This is a genomic window from Pseudomonas sp. FG13, from assembly GCF_057809755.1.
Map to the genome: position 1 here is coordinate 18,962 of NZ_JBMDKO010000032.1, position 24,540 is coordinate 43,501.

Annotated in this window: 20 protein-coding genes and 1 tRNA gene; 15 read left to right on the forward strand and 6 right to left on the reverse strand. The window is 61.1% G+C overall.

All coding sequences use genetic code 11. The features are described from left to right. Positions 1-4: 4 nt before the first annotated feature. Positions 5-81 (reverse strand) — tRNA-Arg (locus tag ACODTO_RS21525). A gap of 349 nt (positions 82-430) precedes the next feature. Between ACODTO_RS21525 and gabD the strand changes: the two genes are divergently transcribed. From gabD to ACODTO_RS21540, 3 genes are all read left to right on the forward strand, one after another. After that, a complete protein-coding gene (gene gabD / locus ACODTO_RS21530; RefSeq protein WP_053190479.1) occupies positions 431-1,873 on the forward strand; it encodes an NADP-dependent succinate-semialdehyde dehydrogenase in 1,443 nt (480 codons plus the stop codon). Between the two features lie 175 nt (positions 1,874-2,048). Then, the gene (gene gabT / locus ACODTO_RS21535) at positions 2,049-3,326 is read left to right on the forward strand and encodes a 4-aminobutyrate--2-oxoglutarate transaminase (RefSeq protein WP_489107023.1); all 1,278 of its coding nucleotides are present in this window, start codon (positions 2,049-2,051) and stop codon (positions 3,324-3,326) included. Positions 3,327-3,466: 140 nt separating this feature from the next. After that, positions 3,467-4,684, forward strand: a complete 1,218-nt coding sequence (locus ACODTO_RS21540; protein ID WP_139650277.1) for an HDOD domain-containing protein — start codon at positions 3,467-3,469, stop codon at positions 4,682-4,684. A 126-nt stretch (positions 4,685-4,810) separates the two neighbouring features. On the opposite strand, the gene ACODTO_RS21545 is transcribed toward ACODTO_RS21540, so the two are convergent. Both ACODTO_RS21545 and desA read right to left on the reverse strand, forming a co-directional pair. Continuing rightward, complete coding sequence (locus ACODTO_RS21545) at positions 4,811-5,800, reverse strand: GGDEF domain-containing protein (RefSeq protein ID WP_139650279.1); 990 nt, start codon at positions 5,798-5,800, stop codon at positions 4,811-4,813. 199 nt (positions 5,801-5,999) lie between these two features. Then, positions 6,000-7,184: a delta-9 fatty acid desaturase DesA gene (gene desA / locus ACODTO_RS21550; protein ID WP_139650281.1), complete on the reverse strand. Its 1,185-nt coding sequence runs from the start codon at positions 7,182-7,184 to the stop codon at positions 6,000-6,002. A 146-nt stretch (positions 7,185-7,330) separates the two neighbouring features. Between desA and dibA the strand changes: the two genes are divergently transcribed. The 9 genes from dibA (at position 7,331) to ACODTO_RS21595 (ending at position 17,987) form a co-directional block, all read left to right on the forward strand. Further along, the gene (gene dibA, locus ACODTO_RS21555) at positions 7,331-9,238 is read left to right on the forward strand and encodes a phosphodiesterase DibA (RefSeq protein ID WP_489107024.1); all 1,908 of its coding nucleotides are present in this window, start codon (positions 7,331-7,333) and stop codon (positions 9,236-9,238) included. 238 nt (positions 9,239-9,476) lie between these two features. Next, a complete protein-coding gene (oscA, locus tag ACODTO_RS21560) occupies positions 9,477-9,659 on the forward strand; it encodes a sulfur starvation response protein OscA (RefSeq protein WP_042732574.1) in 183 nt (60 codons plus the stop codon). An 81-nt stretch (positions 9,660-9,740) separates the two neighbouring features. Next, positions 9,741-10,754, forward strand: coding sequence for a sulfate ABC transporter substrate-binding protein (locus ACODTO_RS21565; RefSeq protein WP_139650285.1), 1,014 nt, complete (start codon positions 9,741-9,743; stop codon positions 10,752-10,754). A gap of 176 nt (positions 10,755-10,930) precedes the next feature. Next, positions 10,931-11,749, forward strand: a complete 819-nt coding sequence (gene cysT / locus ACODTO_RS21570; protein WP_175363839.1) for a sulfate ABC transporter permease subunit CysT — start codon at positions 10,931-10,933, stop codon at positions 11,747-11,749. A 12-nt stretch (positions 11,750-11,761) separates the two neighbouring features. Further along, entirely contained in the window at positions 11,762-12,631 is an 870-nt protein-coding gene (gene cysW, locus ACODTO_RS21575) for a sulfate ABC transporter permease subunit CysW (protein WP_139650289.1), read from the forward strand. Positions 12,632-12,634: 3 nt separating this feature from the next. After that, a complete protein-coding gene (locus ACODTO_RS21580; protein WP_139650291.1) occupies positions 12,635-13,624 on the forward strand; it encodes a sulfate/molybdate ABC transporter ATP-binding protein in 990 nt (329 codons plus the stop codon). Between the two features lie 267 nt (positions 13,625-13,891). Beyond that, on the forward strand, positions 13,892-15,256 hold the full coding sequence (locus tag ACODTO_RS21585) for a cytochrome C (protein WP_139650293.1): 1,365 nt from the start codon (positions 13,892-13,894) through the stop codon (positions 15,254-15,256). Next, positions 15,253-15,771, forward strand: coding sequence for a sorbitol dehydrogenase (locus ACODTO_RS21590; protein WP_175386633.1), 519 nt, complete (start codon positions 15,253-15,255; stop codon positions 15,769-15,771). The genes ACODTO_RS21585 and ACODTO_RS21590 overlap by 4 nt, the downstream gene beginning before the upstream one ends. Beyond that, complete coding sequence (locus ACODTO_RS21595) at positions 15,768-17,987, forward strand: GMC family oxidoreductase (RefSeq protein WP_139650297.1); 2,220 nt, start codon at positions 15,768-15,770, stop codon at positions 17,985-17,987. Before ACODTO_RS21590 ends, ACODTO_RS21595 begins: the two co-directional genes overlap by 4 nt. 146 nt (positions 17,988-18,133) lie before the next feature. Here ACODTO_RS21595 and ACODTO_RS21600 read toward each other — a convergent pair whose 3' ends face one another. Further along, on the reverse strand, positions 18,134-18,658 hold the full coding sequence (locus ACODTO_RS21600; RefSeq protein ID WP_489107025.1) for an Mpo1 family 2-hydroxy fatty acid dioxygenase: 525 nt from the start codon (positions 18,656-18,658) through the stop codon (positions 18,134-18,136). An 85-nt stretch (positions 18,659-18,743) separates the two neighbouring features. Between ACODTO_RS21600 and ACODTO_RS21605 the strand changes: the two genes are divergently transcribed. Then, on the forward strand, positions 18,744-19,430 hold the full coding sequence (locus ACODTO_RS21605; protein ID WP_489107026.1) for a Crp/Fnr family transcriptional regulator: 687 nt from the start codon (positions 18,744-18,746) through the stop codon (positions 19,428-19,430). Positions 19,431-19,542: 112 nt separating this feature from the next. On the opposite strand, the gene ACODTO_RS21610 is transcribed toward ACODTO_RS21605, so the two are convergent. After that, the gene (locus ACODTO_RS21610) at positions 19,543-20,547 is read right to left on the reverse strand and encodes an AraC family transcriptional regulator (protein ID WP_139650303.1); all 1,005 of its coding nucleotides are present in this window, start codon (positions 20,545-20,547) and stop codon (positions 19,543-19,545) included. A 100-nt stretch (positions 20,548-20,647) separates the two neighbouring features. Here ACODTO_RS21610 and ACODTO_RS21615 point away from each other — a divergent pair, with 100 nt between their 5' ends. Together ACODTO_RS21615 and ACODTO_RS21620 are read left to right on the forward strand one after the other, a co-directional pair. Further along, positions 20,648-21,721, forward strand: a complete 1,074-nt coding sequence (locus tag ACODTO_RS21615) for a fatty acid desaturase (protein WP_489107027.1) — start codon at positions 20,648-20,650, stop codon at positions 21,719-21,721. A 293-nt stretch (positions 21,722-22,014) separates the two neighbouring features. Next, the gene (locus ACODTO_RS21620; RefSeq protein ID WP_139650307.1) at positions 22,015-23,895 is read left to right on the forward strand and encodes a methyl-accepting chemotaxis protein; all 1,881 of its coding nucleotides are present in this window, start codon (positions 22,015-22,017) and stop codon (positions 23,893-23,895) included. 156 nt (positions 23,896-24,051) lie between these two features. On the opposite strand, the gene ACODTO_RS21625 is transcribed toward ACODTO_RS21620, so the two are convergent. After that, the gene (locus ACODTO_RS21625; RefSeq protein ID WP_139650309.1) at positions 24,052-24,516 is read right to left on the reverse strand and encodes an SRPBCC family protein; all 465 of its coding nucleotides are present in this window, start codon (positions 24,514-24,516) and stop codon (positions 24,052-24,054) included. Positions 24,517-24,540 lie beyond the last annotated feature (24 nt).

The following is a 24,540-nucleotide window of genomic DNA, read 5'->3' on the forward strand; positions in this document are numbered from 1 at the left end:
TGTATGGTGCACCAGGCGGGATTCGAACCCACGACCCCTGCCTTCGGAGGGCAGTACTCTATCCAGCTGAGCTACTGGTGCAACGCGGCGCCATGATACTCATATGCATGGCGGGCGTCCATGCTGCTGATTTGCCGTTGTTTTCCGGCTCTGAGGCATGTGTTGGCTACGCTGATCAGAAAAAACGGTCAATTTCGTCTTTTTCGTTCTTTTTTTCGAACAGCCTATTGTCCTTCACCCCCATCGGCCCTAGGATTCGTTTGAGATTTCAAACGCTCTTGTCTGGGTGCTGAACCGCACGTCTATGCTTGTTGTGCGTTATTTCTGTGCTTCAGCCCGGTGAATGATTTCCCTGACGGCAGCCCATAAGGCGCCTTTCTACAACTCTAATTCGCTCCGCGTGCGCGCGGTGCTGTTAAGGAAAGCCGACATGCAGCTTAAAGACACCCAGTTGTTCCGCCAGCAAGCCTTCATCGATGGCGCTTGGGTCGATGCGGACAATGGTCAGACGATCAAGGTCACCAACCCGGCCACGGGCGAAGTGTTGGGTACCGTGCCGAAAATGGGCGCTGCCGAAACCCGTCGTGCGATCGAAGCCGCCGACAAGGCCCTGCCGGCCTGGCGTGCGCTGACCGCCAAGGAGCGCGCCAACAAGCTGCGCCGCTGGTATGAATTGCTGATCGAAAACCAGGACGACCTCGGTCGCCTGATGACCCTGGAGCAGGGCAAGCCGCTGGCAGAAGCCAAGGGCGAGATCGTCTATGCCGCGTCGTTCATCGAGTGGTTCGCCGAAGAAGCCAAGCGCATCTACGGTGACGTGATTCCCGGCCACCAGCCCGACAAGCGCCTGATCGTGATCAAGCAGCCGATCGGCGTGACAGCCGCCATTACTCCGTGGAATTTCCCGGCCGCGATGATCACCCGCAAGGCCGGTCCAGCCCTGGCCGCCGGTTGCACCATGGTCATCAAGCCGGCCTCGCAAACCCCGTTCTCGGCCCTGGCCCTGGTGGAACTGGCGCACCGTGCCGGCATCCCGCAAGGCGTGCTGAGCGTGGTCACCGGCAGCGCCGGCGATATCGGCGGCGAGCTGACCAGCAACCCGATCGTGCGCAAGCTGTCCTTCACCGGTTCGACCGAGATCGGTCGTCAACTGATGGCCGAATGTGCCAAGGACATCAAGAAAGTCTCCCTGGAACTGGGCGGCAACGCGCCGTTCATCGTGTTCGACGACGCGGACCTGGATAAGGCCGTCGAAGGCGCGATCATTTCCAAGTACCGCAACAACGGCCAGACCTGCGTCTGTGCCAACCGTCTGTACATCCAGGATTCGGTGTACGACGCGTTCGCGGAAAAACTCAAGGCCGCGGTCGCCAAACTCAAGATCGGCAACGGTCTGGAAGACGGCACCACCACCGGCCCGTTGATCGACGAGAAAGCCGTTGCCAAGGTCCAGGAGCACATCGCCGATGCCGTCGGCAAAGGCGCGACCGTGCTGGCCGGTGGCAAACCGATGCAAGGCAACTTCTTCGAGCCGACCATCCTGACCAACGTCCCGAAAACCGCTGCGGTAGCCAAGGAAGAGACCTTCGGACCACTGGCGCCGCTGTTCCGCTTCAAAGACGAAGCCGAAGTGATCGCGATGTCCAACGACACCGAGTTCGGCCTGGCCTCGTACTTCTATGCCCGTGACCTGGGCCGTGTGTTCCGCGTGGCTGAAGCCCTGGAATACGGCATGGTTGGCGTCAACACTGGCTTGATTTCCAACGAAGTCGCGCCGTTCGGCGGCATCAAGGCCTCGGGCCTGGGCCGTGAAGGCTCCAAGTACGGCATCGAGGACTACCTGGAAATCAAATACCTCTGCCTGGGTATCTGATCCTGCTGCAAGCGCAAAGGGCACGAGAGCGCTGTCCTTTGCGCCGTTTCAAAACTGCACTTTTTTCTGCGGCCGGGAACGCCGTGGCAGTCGATCATCGCATGCTGCCACCGTTGAATTTCCGCCGTGTAATCCTTGAACCACGCCGACCGATGAGCGGCGAATGAGGACTTTAATGAGCAAGACTAACGCTGATCTGATGGCCCGCCGTACCGCTGCCGTTCCACGTGGCGTCGGCCAGATCCACCCGATCTTCGCTGAATCGGCGAAGAACGCCACGGTAACCGACGTCGAAGGCCGTGAATTCATCGACTTCGCCGGCGGTATCGCCGTGCTGAACACCGGCCACGTGCACCCGAAAATCATCGCCGCCGTGACCGAGCAGTTGAACAAGCTGACCCACACCTGCTTCCAGGTCCTGGCCTACGAGCCGTACGTGGAACTGTGCGAAAAAATCAACGCCAAGGTGCCAGGCGACTTCGCCAAGAAAACCCTGCTGGTAACCACCGGTTCCGAAGCGGTGGAAAACGCCGTGAAGATCGCCCGTGCCGCCACTGGCCGTGCCGGTGTGATCGCCTTCACTGGCGCTTACCACGGTCGCACCATGATGACCCTGGGCCTGACCGGCAAGGTCGTGCCGTATTCGGCTGGCATGGGCCTGATGCCAGGCGGTATCTTCCGTGCGCTGTATCCGAACGAATTGCACGGCGTGAGCATCGACGATTCCATCGCCAGCATCGAGCGCATCTTCAAGAACGACGCCGAGCCGCGTGACATCGCTGCAATCATCATCGAGCCGGTGCAGGGCGAGGGTGGTTTCTATGTGGCGCCTAAGGAGTTCATGAAGCGCCTGCGCGCCCTGTGCGACCAGCACGGCATTCTGCTGATCGCCGACGAAGTGCAGACCGGCGCAGGTCGTACCGGTACTTTCTTCGCCATGGAACAGATGGGCGTCGCTGCCGACCTGACCACCTTCGCCAAATCCATCGCTGGCGGTTTCCCGCTGGCCGGTGTCTGCGGCAAGGCCGAGTACATGGACGCCATCGCCCCGGGTGGCCTGGGCGGCACCTATGCGGGTAGCCCGATCGCCTGCGCGGCGGCGCTGGCGGTGATGGAGGTGTTCGAAGAAGAACACCTGCTGGAGCGCTGCAAGGCGGTGGGCGAACGCCTGGTCAGCGGCCTCAAGGCCATCCAGAAGAAATACCCGGTAATCGGTGAAGTCCGCGCCCTGGGCGCGATGATTGCCGTGGAGCTGTTCGAAAACGGTGATTCCCATAAGCCGAACGCCGCTGCCGTGGCCCAGATCGTAGCCAAGGCCCGCGACAAGGGTCTGATCCTGTTGTCCTGCGGTACTTACGGCAACGTCCTGCGTGTCCTGGTGCCGTTGACCTCGCCAGACGAGCAACTGGACAAGGGCCTGGCAATCATCGAAGAGTGCTTCTCCGAACTCTGATGCAGCCAGCTGTGCACTGATCCACAAAAAACCCGCTTTTAGCGGGTTTTTTCATGTCCGGGCACCTAATCTCAAAGTTCAAGCTGTCTGGAACGACGGTCATTGTCTAAGGTGCAGGTATTGCAAGGGAGCGATGCCGCATGACTGCTGTGGACTTACCCGCTGTACCCCGCGTATTGATCGCCGAGGCCGACCCGGCATCCCGTGAGCTGCTGGAACAGGTGTTGTCGGGCTTGCGCTGCGATGCGCGGGTGGACATGTGCAGTGAGGGCAAGCAGGCGCTGGAATTGCTGGCGCATCATCCTTACGACCTGGTGATCGCCGACTGGGAGCTGCCGGGTGTCGATGGCTTGAGTATCCTGCGGGGCCTTCGCCATCAACAGCGCACCCCGCCATTGCCATTCATCCTGATGAGCCGGCGCAATGACAGCGCCAGTGTACGAGAGGTATTGCCACTGGCGCCGGCCGCTTATCTGACCAAACCCTTGAACCGGGAAAGCCTGACCCAGCGTCTGCAAGGCTTGCTGTTGAGTGGCTCTGAAGACGTCGCCAGCGATGCGCCGACACCTGGCCCCGCCCAGACCCTGGCGACGTATCTTGAGCGTCGGCGCGAGCAGTCCGAAGGCGCGCCGCTGATGACCGATGTGCAAGTGGCGGTCAAACGCAGCCTCAACCCCAGCGGCCTGGACCTGAAATTACTGGAAGAGGAAATTCGCACCGACCCGCAGATTACCGCCGTGCTGATCGCCGCGGCCAACAGCGCCGCCCAGCATCAGGGCGGCGGTCCGGTGCAAACCGTGGCCCAGGCGCTGCACCAGCTCGGCACCGGGCAGAGCATGAACCTGATTCTCGGATTGACCCTCAAGCGCTGTGCCCGACTCAACGATCCCTGCCTGGCGGACTATGCCGAGCGTTATTGGCTGTTGTCGCTGCACACCGCCGAATACGCCCGGACGATGGCTCGCTTGCTGGATCTGGATCAAGAGCGCTGTTATTGCGCCGGGTTGCTGCATCGCCTGGGTGAACTGGCGGTGTTGCGCTGTCTGGAGGAATGGAAGCGGGCCGATGGCGAACTGGATGAGCCGGAGGAAGTGGGGAACTCCCTGGCGCAGTACGGTGCCGGTTTCGGCTCGGCGTTGCGTACCCGCTGGCGCTTGCCACTGGAACTGCGGGAGTTGATTGCGGCGGTCTATAGCCTCGGCGGCGGGGTCTACTCCCGCGAGGCCCTGGTGATGAACATGGCGGCGCAAATGGCCCACCTGACCGAGCATGAAGGCCTCGAAGAGCTGGCCCGTGGACGCACGGCGCGTTTGCTGAAGATTGGCTTGCCGGAGTTGATGCGTTTGCGCAGGAAGTAAGAACGTCGATTCAACCCTGTGGGAGCGAGCCTGCTCGCGAAAGCGGTCTTGCATTCAACGATGCAGTGACTGTCAGACCGCTTCGCGAGCAGGCTCGCTCCCACAGGGAATTGTATAGGACGTCGGTCAGGCGACGATGATCCGATTCTTGCCCTGGCGCTTGGCTTCGTACATGGCGGCGTCAGCGCGCGAGAACAGGCTGTCGAGGGTCTGGTCTTCGTCGGTGATGCTGGTCAGACCCTGGCTGACGGTGATACCGAAACCCTGCTCCCCACTGCGGAAGGTCAGGCGCTGGATTTCCCGTTGCAGGCGCTCGGCCACTTGCATGGCCATGTCCGGGGCACAGCCGGGGAATACGGCGGCGAACTCTTCGCCGCCGATCCGTCCGAACAGGTCGCCTCGCCGGAGCACGGTCCGCCCGCTTTCGGCGATTTTCTGCAGCACGCTGTCGCCTTCCTGATGACCGTAGGTGTCGTTGATCACCTTGAAATCATCGATGTCCAGCAACAGGAACGCCATGGGCGTCCCTTGCAGTCGTGCCTGCTCGAATTCGCGGTGGGCGCATTCGAAGAAGTGGCGGCGGTTGCTGCTCTGGGTCAGCACGTCGGTGGTCGCCAGTCGCTGCAGCTCGCTTTCCAGCAGCTTCTTTTCGGTGATGTCTTCGGCGATGCCCACCACGATTACCGGCTGCCCCGATTCGGCCTGGCGGTTGATGAAGCATTTGTCGCTCAGCCAGCGGATCTGGCCATCGGCGGCGATGATGCGGTACTCGCGATCCTCCACGGCACCCTTGACCAGCACTTCGGCCAGGCTGCGCTCGGCATAGTCCAGGTCATCGGGGTAGATTGCGTCACGCCATTCGTTGAAGTCGGCCAGTACCAGGCCGACGGGCCGGCCAAAAATCCGTTCGTAGGCGGGGCTGACGTAGAGCAGTTGCCGGGTTTCCCAGTTGAACGCCCAGAGCACCGCGTTGACGCTGACCAGTAACGAACTGAAGAGCTGTTCACGCTCGCTCAGGCGCGCCACTTCGCCTTGGGCGTGCATCAGCGCCATGAGCGTCTGGGCCGCTTCAGGCCAATGAGGTTGGGTTGAATCCTGCAGGTTCTTGTCGACCATTGGCACAAATCTCAAAGAGCGTGCACTGTTGAAGGTTCGCACGCGCTTGCTCCAAAGCCCGCCTGGATGGCGAAGTGCTCTTGAGATAGGGGATTCGAGACGAAGTTCCTTTTCAGGCGACGAAGGGGCGGGGTTTCGGCAGCCAAATCTGTGGGATCGTGCAGGAAAGAAAACCCCGCCGGGTGGCGGGGCTTGGTTATCAAGCCGTAGCAGGCCGCAACGAGTAGGTCTTGAGCTGATCGGCAAAGTCCCGCAAGGATTGGATACCGCTGATCTCGGCGTCGTGGACCCATTCCTTGATGGCCGCCAGCATGTCGTGGCCGTTGCTGCTGGTCTTGACCCAGATCTGCTGCAGGGCCAGGCGTTTTTCGTAGATCACCTTCAACGCCTGGCTGTGTTCCAGCATGTTCTGGATGCGCAGATGGTGACGGTCGTCCAGCAGGCTGGTTTCCCGCGACAGCAGGCGCTTGGCCCGATGGAATTGGTGGCGAACGGAATGATCGACCTTTTCCAGTTCCTGCTTGACCAGCGGGGCGATCACCAGCTTGCGGTACTGGGCCATGATCTGGAACCGGTTGTTGAGGATCGCGATAGCGGTGTCCATGTCCAGGTGGCCCTTGCCTTCGATCCGATGGGCAATCGGCGCGACCCGCTGGACCTTGGCCAGGCGCAGGAAGCGGAACACCTGGATCCAGGCCCAGCCCAGATCGAATTCCCATTTGCGTACCGACAGCTTGGCCGAATTGGGGTAGGTGTGGTGGTTGTTGTGCAGCTCTTCGCCACCGATCAGGATGCCCCAGGGCACCAGGTTGGTCGCCGCGTCGCGGCATTCGAAGTTGCGATAGCCCACGGCATGGCCCAGGCCGTTGACCACGCCGGCCGCCCAGACCGGAATCCACATCATCTGGATGGCCCAGATGGTGATGCCAATGGTGCCGAACAGCAGCAGGTCGATCACGCCCATGATCGCCACGCCCAGGAGCGGGTAGCGGCTGTAGAGGTTGCGTTCGATCCAGTCTTCGGGACAGTTCTTGCCGTAGATGCGCAGGGTTTCCGGGTTTTCCGCTTCGGCGCGGTACAGCTCGGCGCCTTTGCGCAGTACGGTGGACAGGCCTTTGACGACCGGGCTGTGGGGATCGTCGACAGTTTCGCATTTGGCGTGGTGCTTGCGATGGATGGCGGTCCACTCGCGGGTGTTCTGCCCTGTGGTCAGCCACAGCCAGAAGCGGAAGAAATGTTTGAGGCCGGCATTGAGCTCCAGGGAGCGGTGAGCCGAGTAACGGTGCAGGTAGACCGTGACGCTGATGATCGTGACATGGGTCATCAGCAGGGTGACCGCCACCAGTGACCAGGGTGACAAGCCAAGAAAACCTTCGTACCACATAGGCTGTAGGGCCCTCGATAAAGATAGAAACAGCCGTTGCATTATCACCAGCCCTACAGATAAAACCAGTCGGCCTTTCAGATAAGAGTGGCAGGATGTTTCTTCCTCTATAATCCCGGCCTATTTATAAGGACATGGACGACCGAATGACTGCCCATCACCGCATTGCCATGCGAGAAGCGCTGTTTTATCTCGTGCTGTCAGTCGCCTGGCTGCAGCTGGTTGGTTATTTATTAAGCAATTTCTTCGATCAATCCCCCGTCAGGCAGAACTGGCAACTGATCAACGGTTATGTCTGGATATTGATCAGCGCCGGGTTGATCTTCTTCGCGCGGGCGCGCATGTGCCAGTCGCTCGGCGAAGGCGGGCACACGGCCGATCGCGAACGTCTGCGCCAGGCCGCCGCTGTTTTCGACTGCACCCGCGAAGGGGTACTGGTGACTGATCGCAGTGGCCTGATCGTGCACGTGAACCGGGCCTTCATGGCGATCACCGGTTATGACCGGGACGAGGTGCTGGGCCGGCGTCCCAACCTGTTCAAATCCGGCCGCCACGGGGCGGATTTCTACCGCGACATGTTTGCCTCCCTGGACGGGCGGGGGGAATGGAGCGGTGAAATCTGGAATCGACGCAAAAGCGGTGAGATCTTCCCGCAATGGCAAACGATTCGCGCGCTTATCGACGATAACGGCCAAGTCAGCCAGTACGTTGCAGTGTTCTCCGACATCAGTGCAATCAAGGATTCGGAACACGAACTGGCGCACCTGGCTCACCACGATCCGCTGACCGGCCTGCCCAACCGCATGCTGTTTTCCGACCGCGCGGAACAGGCCCTGGCCTCGGCGCAACTGCACAAGCGCGGTTGCGCCCTGCTGCTGGTGGACCTGGACCACTTCAAGAACATCAATGACAGCCTCGGACACGCGGTGGGCGACGAGTTGCTCAAAAGCGTGGCCGAGCGGTTCCAGGCACTCTTCGTGCCGGGAGTGACCCTGGCTCGCCTGGGCGGCGATGAATTTGCCGTGCTGGTGGAGAACTGCTCGCAGCCGGGGCAGGCAGCGGTCCTGGCCCAACGTATTCTCGACACGTTGAAAGAGCCATTGCGGCTTGATGGTCATGCCCTGTTCATCAACGCCAGCATCGGCATCAGCCTGTTTCCGGGCGACGCCCTCAGCGCTGGGCAATTACTACGTAACGCCGACTCGGCCCTGTTCAAGGCCAAGAGCGCCGGACGTGACGGTTACGCCTTGTACACCGAAGAACTGACCGCCCACGCTCAACAACGGGTCGAGATAGCCTCCGAATTGCGTCGTGCCCTCGCCCAGCAGGAGCTACGGGTGCACTACCAGCCGGTGCACGACCTGACGTCCAGTCGCCTGATCGGGGTCGAAGCGCTGGTGCGCTGGGAACATCCTGTACGTGGTTTGATCTCGCCGGCCGAATTCATCCCCGTCGCCGAGCGCACCGGGCTGATCGCCCAGATCGATGGTTGGGTCCTGGCCCAGGCCTGCCGACAGATGTGCCAGTGGCAGCAGGCCGGGATTGCGTTGACGTTCGTCGCGGTGAACGTTTCCAGCCGATTGTTCGCCCATCGTGAGTTGTACGAGCAGGTTTCACGGGTGCTCCATGAAACCGGTCTGGATCCGGCGTTCCTGGAGTTGGAGGTGACCGAAAGCGCGGTGATGGAAGACCCGGAAGTGGCGTTGGAGCAGATGCATCGGTTGCGGGAACTGGGTGTGCGGTTGGCGATTGATGACTTCGGCACCGGTTACTCATCGTTGTTGCGGCTCAAACGCCTGCCAGTGCAGAAGCTCAAGATCGACCAGGGCTTTGTCGCGGGGTTGCCGTGTGATGAAGACGACGCGGCAATTGTCCGGGTGATCATCGCCCTGGCCCGTAGCATGGGTATGCAGGTGCATGCCGAAGGCATCGAACAGCGCGAGCAGGCAGGATTCCTGCTGGAGCAGGGCTGTGGGATGGGACAGGGTTATTGGTTCGGACGACCGATGCCGGCGCAGCAGCTGGATTGGGAGCGGGCTCCGGCGATCACCTGACAGACAAAAAACCTGTGGGAGCGAGCCTGCTCGCGATGGCGCCAGATCAGCAACATAGGTGTCTGACTGACACGCCGCCATCGCGAGCAGGCTCGCTCCCACAGGGTTTGCTGGTGATGTTTTTGGTTATATAAAAATTCTTAAATAGTCTTTTTAAGAATATCTCGGCTTATCTAGTATTGCTCCACGCCCCAAGCAGTGCCGCCCACTGCCGGGCATTCATTCAAGGAGCAGCAGCATGAGCGCATCCCTACGTAGCGTTGACGGCCAGGACGAAGCAACCATCTTGCGTGAGATCCAGAGCGCATTGCGCGACCTGCGCTTTGGCGCGGTGGAAATCACTGTGCACAACGCGCAGGTGGTCCAGATCGAACGCAAGGAAAAATTCCGTCTGCAGCAGCCGAGCCATAAGCCAGGCTGAAACAGTTTGGCTGTGGGGAATTCTCGAGACCATCCGATCTGCCAGAAACCATAAGAAATCAGCACTCCAGGAGCTTTCACCATGTCGTCGATTCGCCGTTATGCCTTGGCCGCTCTGGCCAGCGCTGTTTTCGCAGGTTCCGCCGTCGCGAAGGATTACGAACTGCTCAATGTGTCCTATGACCCGACCCGCGAGCTGTACCAGGATTACAACGCCGAATTCGTCAGTTTCTGGAAGCAGGCGCACCCGGACGACAGCGTGAAGATCCAGCAATCCCATGGTGGTTCTGGCAAGCAAGGCCGGGCGGTGATCGATGGGTTGCGCGCCGACGTCGTGACCCTGGCCTTGGCCGGCGACATCGATGAAATCGCCAAGTTGGGTAAAACCCTGCCGGTTGATTGGCAACAGCGCCTGCCGGACGCCAGCACCCCTTATACCTCCACCATCGTGTTCCTGGTACGCAAGGGCAACCCCAAGGGCATCAAGGACTGGGGTGACCTGATCAAGAATGACGTCTCGGTTATCACCCCGAATCCGAAGACTTCCGGCGGTGCGCGCTGGAACTTCCTCGCGGCCTGGGCCTATGGCCTCAAGGCCAATGGGGGGGACGAGGCCAAGGCCAAGGAATACGTGCAGGCGCTGTTCAAGCACGTGCCGATCCTCGACACCGGCGCCCGTGGTTCGACCATTACCTTCGTCAACAACGGTCAGGGCGACGTGTTGCTGGCCTGGGAAAACGAAGCCTTCCTGGCGCTGAAAGAAGAAGGTGGAGCCGACAAATTCGATATCGTCGTGCCGTCGTTGTCGATCCTTGCTGAACCACCGGTGTCGGTGGTGGACAAGAATGCCGAGAAAAAAGGCAACCTGCAGATCGCCGAAGCCTATCTCAAGCATCTGTACAGCCCGGCCGGACAGGAAATCGCCGCGAAGAACTTCTACCGTCCGCGGGACAAGGACGTGGCCGCCAAGTACGCCCGGCAGTTCCCGAAACTGGAGCTGGTGACCATCGACAAGGACTTCGGCGGCTGGAAAACCGCCCAACCGAAATTCTTCAACGATGGTGGTGTGTTCGACCAGATCTATCAGGCGCAGTAAGCTGGGCTGATCTGAAAAACCGGACATTGAATCTGTGGCAAGGGGATTTTGTGGGAGTAAGGCTTGCCCGCGATGAAGGCGATGCGGTCCTTTAGAAACCGAGTCGCCCCCATCGCGGGCAAGCCTTGCTCCCACCCAGTTTTGCTCCCACAGTGTGTTTTCAACCAAGGACTTTTATGTCGCGTCGCATCTCCCCCGTCATACCCGGCTTCGGGCTGACGCTGGGCTACACCCTGGTGTACCTCAGTCTGATTGTGCTCATACCGCTGGCGGCGATGTTCGTGCATGCCGCCCAACTCACCTGGGACCAGTTCTGGACGATCATTTCGGCTCCGCGGGTGTTGGCTGCCTTGAAGCTCAGCTTCGGCACCGCGCTGTGCGCCGCGATCATCAATGGCGTGATCGGCACGCTGCTGGCCTGGGTGCTGGTACGGTATACCTTTCCTGGCCGCAAGATCATCGACGCGATGATCGACCTGCCCTTCGCCCTGCCCACCGCCGTGGCCGGTATCGCCTTGACGGCCTTGTATGCACCGACCGGCCTGGTGGGCCAGTTCGCCACCGACCTGGGGTTCAAGATCGCCTATACCCCGCTGGGGATTACCCTGGCACTGACCTTCGTGACGCTGCCGTTCGTGGTGCGCACGGTGCAGCCGGTGCTGGCGGATATCCCTCGTGAGGTCGAAGAGGCCGCCGCCTGCCTCGGTGCCAAGCCGTGGCAGGTGTTTCGCCATATCCTGATGCCGGCGTTGTTGCCGGCCTGGCTGACCGGTTTCGCCCTGGCGTTTGCCCGGGGCGTGGGCGAGTACGGTTCGGTGATTTTCATCGCCGGCAACATGCCGATGAAAACCGAGATCCTGCCGCTGTTGATCATGGTCAAGCTCGACCAATACGACTACACCGGCGCCACCTCCATCGGCGTGCTGATGCTGGTGGTTTCCTTCGTCCTGTTGCTGCTGATCAACTTGCTGCAGCGGCGCATCGAAACCCCATAAGGAGGCGCGAACATGTCCCAATCGTCTATTTCCGCGGCCTCCACCAACGCCGCCCGCCGCGGCAGCGCGACATCGCGACGGATCCTGATCGGCTTCGGCTGGCTGTTCTTTGCCTTGTTCCTGCTGTTGCCGCTGTTCATCGTGGTGTCCCAGGGCCTGAAGCTCGGCCTGGGCGCGTTCTTTACCGCGATCTTCGAACCCGACGCGCTGTCGGCGCTGAAGCTCACGGTGATCGCGGTGCTGATTTCGGTGCCGCTGAACCTGGTGTTCGGGGTCAGTGCCGCGTGGTGCGTGAGCAAGTATTCGTTCCGTGGCAAGAGCATGCTGGTGACCCTGATCGACCTGCCGTTCTCGGTCTCGCCGGTGATCGCGGGCCTGGTCTACGTGCTGATGTTCGGTGCCCAGGGCCTGTTCGGGCCGTGGCTGGCGGACCACGATATCCAGATCGTGTTTGCGCTGCCGGGCATCGTGCTGGCGACGATTTTCGTCACGGTGCCGTTCGTGGCCCGTGAGCTGATCCCGCTGATGCAGGAACAGGGAACCCAGGAAGAAGAAGCCGCGCGCCTGCTGGGAGCCAATGGCTGGCAGATGTTCTGGCATGTCACCGTGCCGAACATCAAATGGGGGCTGATCTATGGCGTGGTGCTGTGCACCGCCCGGGCCATGGGTGAGTTCGGCGCGGTGTCGGTGGTGTCCGGACACATTCGCGGGGTGACCAACACCCTGCCGCTGCACGTCGAGATTCTCTACAACGAATACAACCACGTGGCCGCGTTCGCCGTGGCGAGCCTGTTGCTGATCCTGGCGCTCTTCATCCTGCTGCTCAAGCAGTGGAGCGAAAACCGAATCAACCGCCTGCGCGCCAGCGCCGCGGAGGAATAAGTCATGTCGATCGAAGTTCGTAACGTCAGCAAGAATTTCAACGCGTTCAGGGCACTGGACGACATCAGCCTGGACATCCAGAGCGGTGAGCTGGTGGCGCTGCTGGGCCCGTCGGGTTGCGGCAAGACCACGCTGCTGCGGATCATCGCCGGCCTCGAAACCCCGGATCAGGGCAGCATCGTGTTCCACGGCGAGGACGTGTCCGGCCACGACGTGCGCGATCGCAACGTCGGCTTCGTGTTCCAGCACTATGCCTTGTTCCGCCACATGACCGTGTTCGACAACGTCGCCTTCGGCCTGCGCATGAAACCCAAGGGCCAGCGCCCGAGCGAGAGCCAGATTGCGACCAAGGTTCACGAGCTGCTGAATATGGTGCAACTGGACTGGCTTGCCGACCGCTACCCCGAGCAACTCTCCGGCGGCCAGCGCCAGCGTATCGCCCTGGCCCGCGCATTGGCGGTAGAACCCAAGGTGTTGCTGCTGGACGAACCGTTCGGCGCCCTCGATGCCAAGGTCCGCAAGGAACTGCGCCGCTGGCTGGCGCGGCTGCACGAGGACATCAACCTGACCTCGGTGTTCGTGACACACGACCAGGAAGAGGCGATGGAAGTCGCCGACCGCATCGTGGTGATGAACAAGGGTGTGATCGAGCAGATCGGCTCGCCAGGCGATGTGTATGAAAACCCGGCCAGTGATTTCGTGTATCACTTCCTGGGCGACTCGAACCGCCTGCACCTGGGTGAAGACCGGCATGTGCTGTTCCGTCCCCATGAAGTCTCGCTGTCGCGTTCGGAGCTGGAAGACCACCACGCCGCCGAAGTGCGGGACATCCGCCCGCTGGGCGCCACGACCCGGGTGACCTTGAAGGTGGAAGGCCAGAGTGAACTGATCGAAGCCGAAGTGGTGAAGGACCACGACAGCCTGGTGGGACTGGCGAAGGGCGAGACGCTGTTCTTCAAGCCGAAGGTCTGGCAGAAGGTCGCCAACCTCTAGGATCAAAAGCATCGCGAGCAGGCTCGCTCCCACAGGGACCGTGGTCTCCCTGAAATCCCTTATGGGAGCGAGCCTGCTCGCGATGGCTTCCACCATGACACCGCTCTTTGAATTCGAATAACGCCGTCCGGCCTTGCTTCGATTGGTTCTACGTCCACCGCTCTTCTTGCATAAAACCCTACCTAGACTCTGACGTGCCAGGAGGCAGTGAGAGTCCATGACGGACCGGAGTGATTTCCTGGCGCCCTGATGCCAAGGAGATCAAGCATGAGAATGGAAGTCAGTCGGCATGGCCCGCTGGGCTGTGCCTTGTTGAGCGTTTTGCTGTGCCCGTTCGCCAGCGCCGACCCCTCGTTGTCGCCGCAAATACCCTTCGATGTCACGGCCACCCAGCCTGTCTCCCTGTCCAGCCTGCAAGGTAATTTCGATGACCTGTCGTGGCAGACCTTCATCGCCCTGAACTGGCCGGCGCTGGACAACGGCAATCCCAATACCGGTACCACCATCGGCCAGCAGGACGGGGCCACGGTCTGGGAAAGCTGGAAAGAGAGCTACCAGATTTTCCGCGCCAAGGGCCAGGCACCCTTGCCCTGGGATGCGCCGGCGACGCTTCCCGAAGTGTGCAAGCAGCTCAAGCCCGGGCGGTTGCTGCAGCAGATGGGCAAGGTCCCCGACATGCTGGATGAGTTTATCCAGCCCTTCGATAGCGGCCCGCTGGTGGATCAGAATGGCGTGTATACGCGCAACGAAATCGTGGTCAACCAATCCATGTTCAACGGGATCGTCGACAACGGTCTGTATAGCATCGAAGGCCAGCAGAAATTCTTTGCCGCGAACAAGACCAATACCGTGGCGTTCAGCTGTGGCTCCAACGACACGAGCCAGGTCGGTTCGGTGATGGTGAAGGCATCCTGGAAGGTGCTGGGCGCCAACGACCGGCCCCAGGATTTCCACACGGTCGATGCACTGGTCTATACGCCGGGCAACAGTGACCCAAGCCATGGGCCGATTGTCGAGGAGTCGTGCGCGTCCCAGTCGGTCGGTCTGGTGGGCCTGCACATCGTTCATAAGACCGCCAGCGCACCGCAGTGGGTCTGGTCGACCTTCGAGCATGTGAACAACGTGCCGGAACAATCCACACCGGTGGCGCAGCGCAAAGGCCCGTACCTGTTCTACAACGCCGCCAGCACCAATGCGATCAACCAGCCTCCGCCACGACCATGGAACCCGGCCGTCAAGGCGACGCCCTCGCAGATCGTGCGCGAAGTACCGCTGACCGGACCTACCAATGCCCTGAACGCCAAATATCAGGGCCTGTTGCGCACGGTCAACCCGCAGAGCGTCTGGGCCAACTATCAGTTGATCAGCACCCAGTGGCCGAGCGCAGCGCCGCCACCGAACTGCCAGATTTCGGCGGCCAACCCGCTGGGCAATCCCGCGCCCCCGTTCCTGGCCAATGCCACGCTGGAAACCTACATCCAGGGCACCACGCCCCAGGCGTCTTCCAGTTGCATGGCTTGTCATGGCAACGCCGCCACTCATGTCACCGAATCTCCGCGTACCAGCTTTGCGGACTTCACCTATTTGCTCGAACGCGCGCAGTCCACTTCCGGACAAGGAGCCAAACAATGAGCACTGACCTGGACAATTTCGTCGGCCTATCATCGGCCCTGACCGGTATCCCCATCGCGCGCCTGGCGCCACAGCTCGACCCGATAGGTCTGCCTCCGCTCTTTCTCGATTACGTCACCCCACGCATCACTACCGATGTGCTCAACCCGTTGCTGGCGCAGTACGCCACGTTGGCGGCCGACAACGTGCCCCCGGACAAGATCGCCCAGCAGGTGCTGGTCACCACGCAACCGACCCCCAACTCCGTGCTGGCGGCGCGTTCAATCATGAAGCTCTGGTTCCTGGGTGTCTGGTACCAACCGTATGACGCGGGGAATTACAAAAAGGGTGACTCGGCGGTGGTGTCCGATCAGGCCTACATCAACGGCTGGTCCTGGAAAATCGCCCAGGCTCACCCCATGGGCTACAGCGAATCCTTCTTCGGCTACTGGAACGAACAGCCGTCGAGCCTTGAGGACTTGACCGGCGTACCCGCCACCGCGTCCTCCAATGCACAACAAGGAGACCGGTCATGAGTACTGAACAAGCCGAAGTGGTGATCGTTGGCGCTGGACTGGCCGGTAGCATCGTTGCCTATCAACTGGCCATGGCCGGGGTGGAGGTACTGGTACTCGAGTCGGGGCCGGAGATCCCGGTCAATCGGGCTCAATACCTGGAGCGGTTCTACACGACCACGCTGAAAACCCCGGAATCGCCCTATCCACCGGTCACCAGCCTGGACCCGCCCCGTGACCCGGCCGGGCAAAACGCCCCGCGTGCGACCATCGCCGACCTGATCCTGGGCTGGGACAATCCAAAAGTCAGTTATCTGGTGCAGAAAGGCCCGATGCCTTTCACCAGCACCTATGAGCGAGTGGGCGGCGGGACCACCTGGCACTGGGTCGGAACGAGCCTGCGCATGGTGCCGAACGATTTTCGCCTGAAATCCTTGTACAACGTTGGAGTGGACTGGCCCATTGGCTACGACGATCTGCAAAGCGCCTACTGCCGGGCCGAGGCGGAAATCGGCGTCTCGGCCAACGTCGCCGACCAGGCGTACCTGGGCATCACCTTCCCCGAAGGCTACGCCTTCCCGATGCACAGCATTCCGTTGTCGCTGGTCGATGGCAGTTTTGTCACGGCGGTGACGGGGCAGACCTTCGATGGCTTGCCGTTGGTGGTCAGTCCGACACCCGCTGGGCGTAACTCCCAACCCTATGCGGGGCGCCGGGTGTGTGCCGGCAATACCAATTGCACTCCGATCTGTCCGATCCAGGCCAAGTACGACGCCACCGTGACGATGACCAAGGCCCTGGCTACCGGCAAGGTCAAGGTGCTGTACCGAACCGTGGCGAGCAAAGTGACCGTGGGCGCGGACAACAATGTCAGCGGTGTGGAGTTCATGCAGTATCAGTTGGGTGACGGACCGGTCACCGGCACTGGCGTGGCCCTCGGCCAACGTTATGTGATCGCCGCCCATGCCATCGAAACCCCCAAGCTGTTGCTCAACTCCGCCACGCCCGCTTGGCCCAAGGGCGTAGCCAACAGCAGCGGTCAGGTGGGACGCAGCCTGGCCGATCACCCGATCTACCTGGCGTGGGGCCTGATGCCTGAAGGCAAGGCGATTTTTCCGTACCGCGGACCCCTGTCCACCGCGGGTATCGAGAGCTTGCGCGACGGTGCCTTCCGCAGCCAACGAGCGGCGTGGCGCATTGAAATCGGCAACGAGGGCTGGAACTGGCCGGCCAACGATCCTTACGACACGGTGGCCGACTTCATCGACGGCACGAACAACAACCGCGTCAACCCGCTGTCGTCGAATCAGGACCCCAAAGCCCCTACCGAAGCGCTTTATGGAACAGCGCTGGTGCAAAAACTCAACGACATTTTCATCCGGCAGTTCCGCATCGCGTTCCTGGTGGAGCAGGTGGAAGATGATCCCGATAACGCCAAGTGCTACATCGTGCCGTCGACCGAGTACAAGGACCGCCTCGGTATTCCCCGGCCGGAAATCCACTATGAATTGTCCAAGTACACCCAAAAGGGGTTCCTGGAGGCAAAACGGCTGGCTACTCACATTATCAAGGACCTGCTCGGTGCCGTAGAGCTGACCAAGCCTCTTACGCCGGGGACATTCACTTACGGGAACGAATCTATGAGCTTCCAGGGTGCCGGTCACTTGATGGGCACCTATCGCATGGGCAGTGACCCGGCCAAATCGGTGGTCGACAAGGACCAGCGCAGTTGGGATCACAAGAACCTGTTCCTGGTGGGCGATGGTGTTTTCCCCAGCAGCGGGACCTCGAATCCGAGCCTGACCATCGCGGCGTTGTCGTTCCAGGCCGGGGATACCGTGGCCAACGACCTGAGGGCGGTGACGATGAAGGTCCAATCCAACGTCGCCTGGCAGGGCACCGGTGTGCAGGTCAACGGTTTGGTGCCGCGCCTGGTTCGCTACGTCAGCGGGCTATGGTGTGCCAGCCCGCAGGGCGGCAATGTCGATGGGAAGGGTGGTTCGAGGCACATCGACTACAGCAGCTATGCCTTGCCCGGTGCTGCCGAAGGTGCCTTGGTTGGTCGCGTGGGAGACAGTGGCACGCCGTTCCTGGTGGGGGATCTGGCGCAAGTGCCGGGCAACCAGCAAGGGGAGCTGCAACTGTGCATCAATGATGACCTGACCGGGAAATACGGGGCTGGCTTGAGCGATAACACCGGCGCGCTCACCATCCGGGTCGAGTTCGGTGCGCTGTAACGCTTGACCGCTAAGGTCTGGCACTTGTGGGAGCGAGCCCTGCTCGCGATTGCGCCCTGTCAGTCAATAGTGTGTTGACTGACCCACCGCTATCGCGAGCAGGCTCGCTCCCACAGGGTTTGCCCGGACAGCCTTGTCGTTGGTGATCAGGCGGCCGAGCGCTGGTTGCGCAAGGCCACCGGGCCGACGCGTTCCTCAATGGCCTGCTTCAGTTCACCACGAAGTCCCAGTAGGAATCCTGCCTCGACCACCACGAACAACGGCCCGACGATCAACCCGGTCAGGTCATCGACGAATGCCGGTTTGCGACCTTCGTAATGGTGACCGACAAACTGAATCGCCCAGCCCACCACAAACATCCCCAGGCCGCTGCTTAGCCACACCGCTGTGCCTTGCGCGGCCAATACCTGCCCCAGCCACACGGCCAGGCCCAGCAGAACCGTCATCAGCACACCCAGGCGCAACTCCAGTCGCAGGTAGAACCAGGCGCTGGCCGCCGCGACCAGCAACGCCGGTGACAGCAGCAGCGCGCCCATTGGCCAGCCCGGTCGTGACAACAGCACGGCGACCGCGACGAAGATCAGCGGAATGCCAATGAAATGGCTGGCAATGTTGCGCGGGTCGCGGTGATAGGCGGCGTATTGACTGAGATGATCGACGAGGCTTTTCATTGTTGTTCCTCCTGAGGTGATGCCTGCATGATGCCCAGGTCTCATAAGGTGTTCTGTCAGTTAGCCGACACTTCCCGGAGTTTTCATGAATTCGCACCCCTGGCACTCGCACCTAATGGCCGGCCACTGGTACAGCCACCTGCCCGTTGAATTACAGAATAGTTTGCTGGGCATGTCACGGGAACGTCGTCTGTCGCCAGGGCATCGGCTGTTCCAGCGCGGCGATCCGCCGTGTGGCCTGTACGCGGTGCTGGAAGGCGCGGTGCGGGTCGGTTCGGTGAACGAGCAAGGCAAGGAAGCGTTGCTGAGCGTGGTGGAGGCGCCTCACTGGTTTGGTGAAATCTGCCTGTTCGACGGCCAGCCGCGTACCCATGACGCGGTCATCGTCGGGCAATGCACGCTGCTGCATTTGCCCCAGGCGACGTTATTGGCCTTCCTGGAACAGCACCCGGCGTACTGGCGGCATCTCGCGCTGCTGATGAGCCACAAACTGCGCCTGGCTTTCATCAACCTCGAACAACTGAGCTTGATGCCTGCCCCGGCCCGCGTTGCCCATCGCTTGCTGCTGATCGCCGAAGGCTACGGCGAAATCGAATCGGCGCGACAGGTCCTGCAACTGTCCCAGGAACAACTGGCGCTGATGCTCTCGCTGTCACGTCAGACCACCAACCAGATCCTCAAGGACTTGCAGGCCCAAGGCATCCTGCACCTCGGTTATGGCGAGATCGAGATCCTTGATATGGGGCGTTTGCGGGAGATGACCCAGGCCTGAGTGCGGTATCGACTGATCCATCGCTTTCGCGAGCAGGCTCGCTCCCACATTGGGTCTGTGTTGGCCGTGCATCCCTGTGGGAGCGAGCCTGCTCGCGATGAGGCCAGCCCTGCTAGCGCAGCCCCTCCCGAAACTGCCCGGGCGTCATCCCGGTCCAGCGCTTGAATGCGCGGCTGAAGCTGCTGGCGTCGGCAAAGCCCAGCAGGTAGCCGACTTCGCTCAACGAGCATTGGGGGTCGCGCAGGTGCAGCAGCGCCAGGTTTTCCCGGCACTCGTTGAGCAGCGCATCGAAGCGGCAGCCTTCGTCGGCCAGGTGCCGTTGCAGGCTGCGCAGGCTCAGGTGCATGGCTTGGGCGATGCGTTCGGCGCTGGGTTCACCTTCGGGTAATTGGGCCTCGATGGCTGCACGCACCTTGCGCTCCCAGGTCAACGGCTGGAGGTGGGCGAGGGTGCGCTTGAGCACCGTTTCATTGTGTTCGGCCAGTTCCGGGTTGGCATCGTCCAGGTGGCTGTCGAAGTCGGCGAGGCTGAACTCCAGACAATCCTGTTCGGCGGCGAAATGCACCGGCGAACGGAACGCTTTATGCCACGGCGCAGGGTCCGCCGGCTCAGGGCGTCGCAGGTACACCGCCAACGGTGCGTAGTCGCGACCCAGGCGGTTACGGCAGGTGCGCACGTAAATCGAGGCGAACGCGTCGATGGCTTCGAAAGCGGGCACGGGGTGGCCCTGGGGCAAATCAAGGGTAAAGCGGTAACGGTCCTCGCAGCGCCTCAGTTGCAGCGTCAGCGCGTCGCTGACCACCGGGTGATAGCGCACGATGCGCTCGAACACTTCCCGCAGGCTGCCGCTGGCCACCAGGGCGTAACCCAAGGCGTGAAACGTCGTGGGGCTGACGAAGCGCGATACCCGCAGGCCGATGGCCGGATCACCGCTGGTTTGCACTGCCAGGGCCCATAAGCGGGTGGTGGCTGAAAGCGGGTAGCGAGCGTTCGGATCGTCCATCAGCTGTGGGTCAAGCCCGGCTTCGAGGCACAGGGCATGGCCATCCAGGCCCAACGCATCGAGCTGTTTGCGCAGGGCGCGGGTCCAGCTGGCGAGGGTGGTCGGTTCAGTCATGGCGATTGGCGCTTGCGGTCAACAGGTTGGCGTCTACGGCTACCACCCGGCGGCGCAAGGCTCGTCAGGATGAGCACATCTTTAACAGAGGATTTAAGCCATGCATGGCCGTAGCGCAAGTCCCGAGCGATTGAATGCACAACAACGATCCGCCCATATTCGCCAGGTGGTATTGGCCCATGGCGAAGAGTTGCGCCGACGCTACCCGATCCTGCTCCATCAGGATGCCTTGGGGGCGGGCATTCTGGCGTTCGCCCTGGCGGGGATGATCGGATCGGCACTGCTTTACATCAACGGCCATCTGGCTGGCTGGGCGTGCCTGCTGCTCAACGCTTTTTTCGCCTCGTTGACCCACGAATTGGAGCACGACCTGATCCACAGCATGTATTTTCGCAAGCAACGCCTGCCCCACAATCTGATGATGGGATTGGTGTGGCTGGCGCGGCCGAGCACTATCAACCCGTGGATCCGCCGTCACCTGCACCTCAATCACCACAAGATGTCCGGCACCGAGGCCGACCTGGAAGAACGGGCCATCACCAACGGCGAGCCGTGGGGGCTGGCGCGGTTGCTGATGGTCGGTGACAACGTGATGTCGGCCCTCATCCGTCTGCTGCGGGCCAGGACCTGGGCGCACAAGCGCAACATCCTCAAACGCACGCTGAAGGTGTATTTCCCGCTGGCACTGCTGCACTGGGGGGCCTGGTACGTGTTTCTCGGTTTCCATGGGGCCAATGGCGTCGCGAGCCTGTTGGGTGCATCGATTGACTGGTCGGCGGACACCCTGGCGATGATGCACGTGATCGATATCGCGGCGGTGGTGATCATCGGTCCAAACGTGTTGCGCACCTTTTGCCTGCACTTCATCAGTTCCAACATGCATTACTACGGCGACGTCGAACCTGGCAATGTCATCCAGCAAACCCAGGTGCTCAACCCGTGGTGGCTATGGCCGTTGCAGGCGTTCTGCTTCAACTTCGGCAGCAGCCACGGGATCCATCATTTTGCGGTGAAGGAGCCGTTCTACGTCCGTCAGCTGACGGTGCCGGTGGCACATAAGGTGATGCGCGAGATGGGTGTGCGGTTCAATGACTTCGGCACCTTTGGCCGGGCGAACCGGTTTGTAGGCGAGGATAAACCGAGGCAGGAAGCGGTGAGTGCTGTTCAGGGTTGAGGAGGCTTTTTTCACACGTCGTCGATAGACCCATAGTCCGTGGCGAGGGAGCAATTCCCTTTGCCACTGAGGTCGCGCCCGTTGGCCATGCAGCAGCCCTGGCGAGCGGGTGCATAACGACTACGCTCATCCTCTCGTCGGGCCATCCCAAAAAAACCTAATTTTTTCCCGGGGCTTGCCGAAAGACTGATATGCGTGCACCAAAGTGGAGCAGACCACAAGTCCTGCCCGCGCTGGCATGTGAACGTTGCAACCGGAATGCACCCCCACTCCCTGCATAAGAAGCCTCTTCGATGAATTTGAAATTCAGCCATAAAATCCTTCTAGCCGCCTCTGGTGTGGTAGTTCTGGCTTTTGCCCTGTTCACCCTCTACAACGATTATTTGCAGCGCAACACCATCGGCCGCAGCCTTGAGTCCTCTATCGAACAATCTGGTGACCTGACGGCCAGCAGCGTCCAGAACTGGATGAGCGGTCGCATCCTGGTACTGGAAAACCTGGCGCAGAACATCGCACACCAGGGGGCTACCGCCGATCTGGCGGGGCTGGTGGACCAGCCGGCGCTGACATCGAATTTCCAGTTCACCTACGTGGGCCAGGCCAACGGTGTCTTCACCCAGCGCCCCGACGCAAAAATGCCCGACGGCTACGACCCGCGCCAGCGCCCTTGGTACAAACAGGCGGTGACCGCCGATAAAACCATGCTGACTCCGCCTTATTCGGCCGCCGTCGGCGGGCTGGTGGTGACCATTGCCCTGCCGGTGAAGAAAAGCGGCGAATTGCTGGGTGTGGTGGGCGGCGACCTGAGCCTCGATACCCTGGTGAAAATCATCAACTCGGTGGACTTCGGTGGCATCGGCCATGCCTTCCTGGTCAGCGGTGACGGTCAGGTGATCGTCAGCCCGGACAAGGACCAGGTAATGAAGAACCTCAAGGACATCTATCCAGGCACGCCTGTGCGCATTGGCAAAGGTATCCAGGACGTTGAGTTGAACGGGCAGGATCGTATTCTGTCGTTCACCCCGGTGACCGGCCTGCCGGGCGCCGAGTGGTACATTGGCCTGTCGATCGACAAGGCCAAGGCCTATGCGCCGCTGAGCCAGTTCCGTACCTCAGCGCTGATTGCAATGTTCGTCGCGGTCGCGGCCATCGCGTTGCTGCTGAGCCTGCTGATTCAGGTACTGATGCGTCCGTTGACCACCATGGGCCGTGCCATGCACGACATTGCCCAGGGCGAAGGCGACCTGACCCGGCGTCTGGCCGTACAAGGCAAGGACGAGTTCGCGGTATTGGGGGGCTCGTTCAACCAGTTCGTTGAGCGGATCCACGCCTCGATTTCCGAAGTGTCTTCCGCCACCCGCCAGGTGCACGACCTGTCGCAGCGCGTGATGACGTCGTCCAACGCTTCGCTCGTCGGTTCGGATGAACAGAGCGCCCGCACCAACAGCGTGGCGGCGGCTATCAACCAGTTGGGCGCTGCGACCCAGGAAATCGCCCGCAATGCCGCCGACGCCTCGCAACAGGCCAGTGGTGCCAGCGAACAGGCCGATGACGGTCGTCAGGTGGTGGAAAAAACCATTCAGGCCATGACCGAGCTGTCGCAGAAAATCAGCCTTTCGTGCACCCAGATCGAAACCCTGAACGCCAGCACCGACAACATCGGGCACATCCTGGACGTGATCAAGGGCATTTCCCAGCAAACCAACCTGCTGGCCTTGAACGCCGCCATCGAAGCGGCCCGTGCCGGTGAGGCGGGGCGTGGTTTTGCGGTGGTGGCCGATGAAGTACGCAACCTGGCGCACCGTACCCAGGAATCGGCGGAAGAAATCCACAAGATGATCACCTCGCTTCAGGTCGGCTCCCGTGAAGCGGTCACGACGATGAACGCCAGCCAGGTTTCCAGCGAAGAGAGTGTGGAAGTTGCCAACCAGGCCGGTCTGCGGCTGGTCAGCGTGACGCAGCGTATCGGTGAAATCGATGGCATGAACCAGTCGGTGGCCGCCGCGACCGAAGAACAGACCGCCGTGGTGGAAACCCTCAACATGGACGTCAGCCATATCAACCTGCTGAACCAGCAAAGCGTGGCCAACCTCAATGAAACCCTGAAGGACTGCGATGCCTTGTCCCAACAGGCCAATCGACTGAAGCAGTTGGTGGACAGCTTCAAGATCTGACCCAGTCCTGTGGGAGCGGGGGGTGGGTTCGTATATTGCGGTTAGTCAGGAACCAGTGTGGGAGCGAGCCTGCTCGCGATGACGGCGGCACAGTCGACATCATCGCTAGCTGACCCAGCGCTATCGCGAGCAGGCTCGCTCCCACAGTGGCATTACCTAGGCGAACATCTTCCGCACATTCCCCATGGCCTCGTCGGCAAAGCCTTGCAGGAAATCCCTGAACCCCGACGGCGAATGGGCTTCGGTGTGGTCGGCGATGATGGTCCAGGTGGCGCGGCAGCGGTTGTTCGCCATTGGCTCGACGCGCATGGCGGCCCACAGGTTGTCGATGCCCAGGGTGTTGTAGATCAGTGTCCAGGTCATGTGCATGGCCTGGTCGTCACGGCTGTTGAGCTGTTCCACCACCAGGTTCTGCCCGTCGACAAAGAACTTCTTGCGCAGGGATCTCACCCCCTCTCCGGTCATTTCGATGCGCTCGAGCGCCGGGATGAAACGATTGAAACCGCCAAAATCGCCCACCAGTTCCCAGACCTTTGCCGCGTCCGCCGTCACCTCCACTGAGGTTTCGACTTGGCAGGCGTGAGGGTTCCTGATCAGGGTATCGGGTTGAAATGCATTCATGGTCTTGCTCCTTGCTTCGGGTTG

Coding starts and splice junctions, on each gene's coding strand:
- ACODTO_RS21585 (WP_139650293.1), top strand. CDS start 13,892: ATGAGAATGGAAGTCAGTCGGCATGGCCCGCTGGGCTGTGCCTTGTTG.
- ACODTO_RS21580 (WP_139650291.1), top strand. CDS start 12,635: ATGTCGATCGAAGTTCGTAACGTCAGCAAGAATTTCAACGCGTTCAGG.
- ACODTO_RS21615 (WP_489107027.1), top strand. CDS start 20,648: ATGCATGGCCGTAGCGCAAGTCCCGAGCGATTGAATGCACAACAACGA.
- ACODTO_RS21595 (WP_139650297.1), top strand. CDS start 15,768: ATGAGTACTGAACAAGCCGAAGTGGTGATCGTTGGCGCTGGACTGGCC.
- ACODTO_RS21625 (WP_139650309.1), bottom strand. CDS start 24,516: ATGAATGCATTTCAACCCGATACCCTGATCAGGAACCCTCACGCCTGC.
- gabD (WP_053190479.1), top strand. CDS start 431: ATGCAGCTTAAAGACACCCAGTTGTTCCGCCAGCAAGCCTTCATCGAT.
- cysT (WP_175363839.1), top strand. CDS start 10,931: ATGTCGCGTCGCATCTCCCCCGTCATACCCGGCTTCGGGCTGACGCTG.
- cysW (WP_139650289.1), top strand. CDS start 11,762: ATGTCCCAATCGTCTATTTCCGCGGCCTCCACCAACGCCGCCCGCCGC.
- ACODTO_RS21590 (WP_175386633.1), top strand. CDS start 15,253: ATGAGCACTGACCTGGACAATTTCGTCGGCCTATCATCGGCCCTGACC.
- ACODTO_RS21620 (WP_139650307.1), top strand. CDS start 22,015: ATGAATTTGAAATTCAGCCATAAAATCCTTCTAGCCGCCTCTGGTGTG.
- gabT (WP_489107023.1), top strand. CDS start 2,049: ATGAGCAAGACTAACGCTGATCTGATGGCCCGCCGTACCGCTGCCGTT.
- ACODTO_RS21540 (WP_139650277.1), top strand. CDS start 3,467: ATGACTGCTGTGGACTTACCCGCTGTACCCCGCGTATTGATCGCCGAG.
- ACODTO_RS21545 (WP_139650279.1), bottom strand. CDS start 5,800: ATGGTCGACAAGAACCTGCAGGATTCAACCCAACCTCATTGGCCTGAA.
- dibA (WP_489107024.1), top strand. CDS start 7,331: ATGACTGCCCATCACCGCATTGCCATGCGAGAAGCGCTGTTTTATCTC.
- ACODTO_RS21600 (WP_489107025.1), bottom strand. CDS start 18,658: ATGAAAAGCCTCGTCGATCATCTCAGTCAATACGCCGCCTATCACCGC.
- ACODTO_RS21565 (WP_139650285.1), top strand. CDS start 9,741: ATGTCGTCGATTCGCCGTTATGCCTTGGCCGCTCTGGCCAGCGCTGTT.
- oscA (WP_042732574.1), top strand. CDS start 9,477: ATGAGCGCATCCCTACGTAGCGTTGACGGCCAGGACGAAGCAACCATC.
- ACODTO_RS21605 (WP_489107026.1), top strand. CDS start 18,744: ATGAATTCGCACCCCTGGCACTCGCACCTAATGGCCGGCCACTGGTAC.
- ACODTO_RS21610 (WP_139650303.1), bottom strand. CDS start 20,547: ATGACTGAACCGACCACCCTCGCCAGCTGGACCCGCGCCCTGCGCAAA.
- desA (WP_139650281.1), bottom strand. CDS start 7,184: ATGTGGTACGAAGGTTTTCTTGGCTTGTCACCCTGGTCACTGGTGGCG.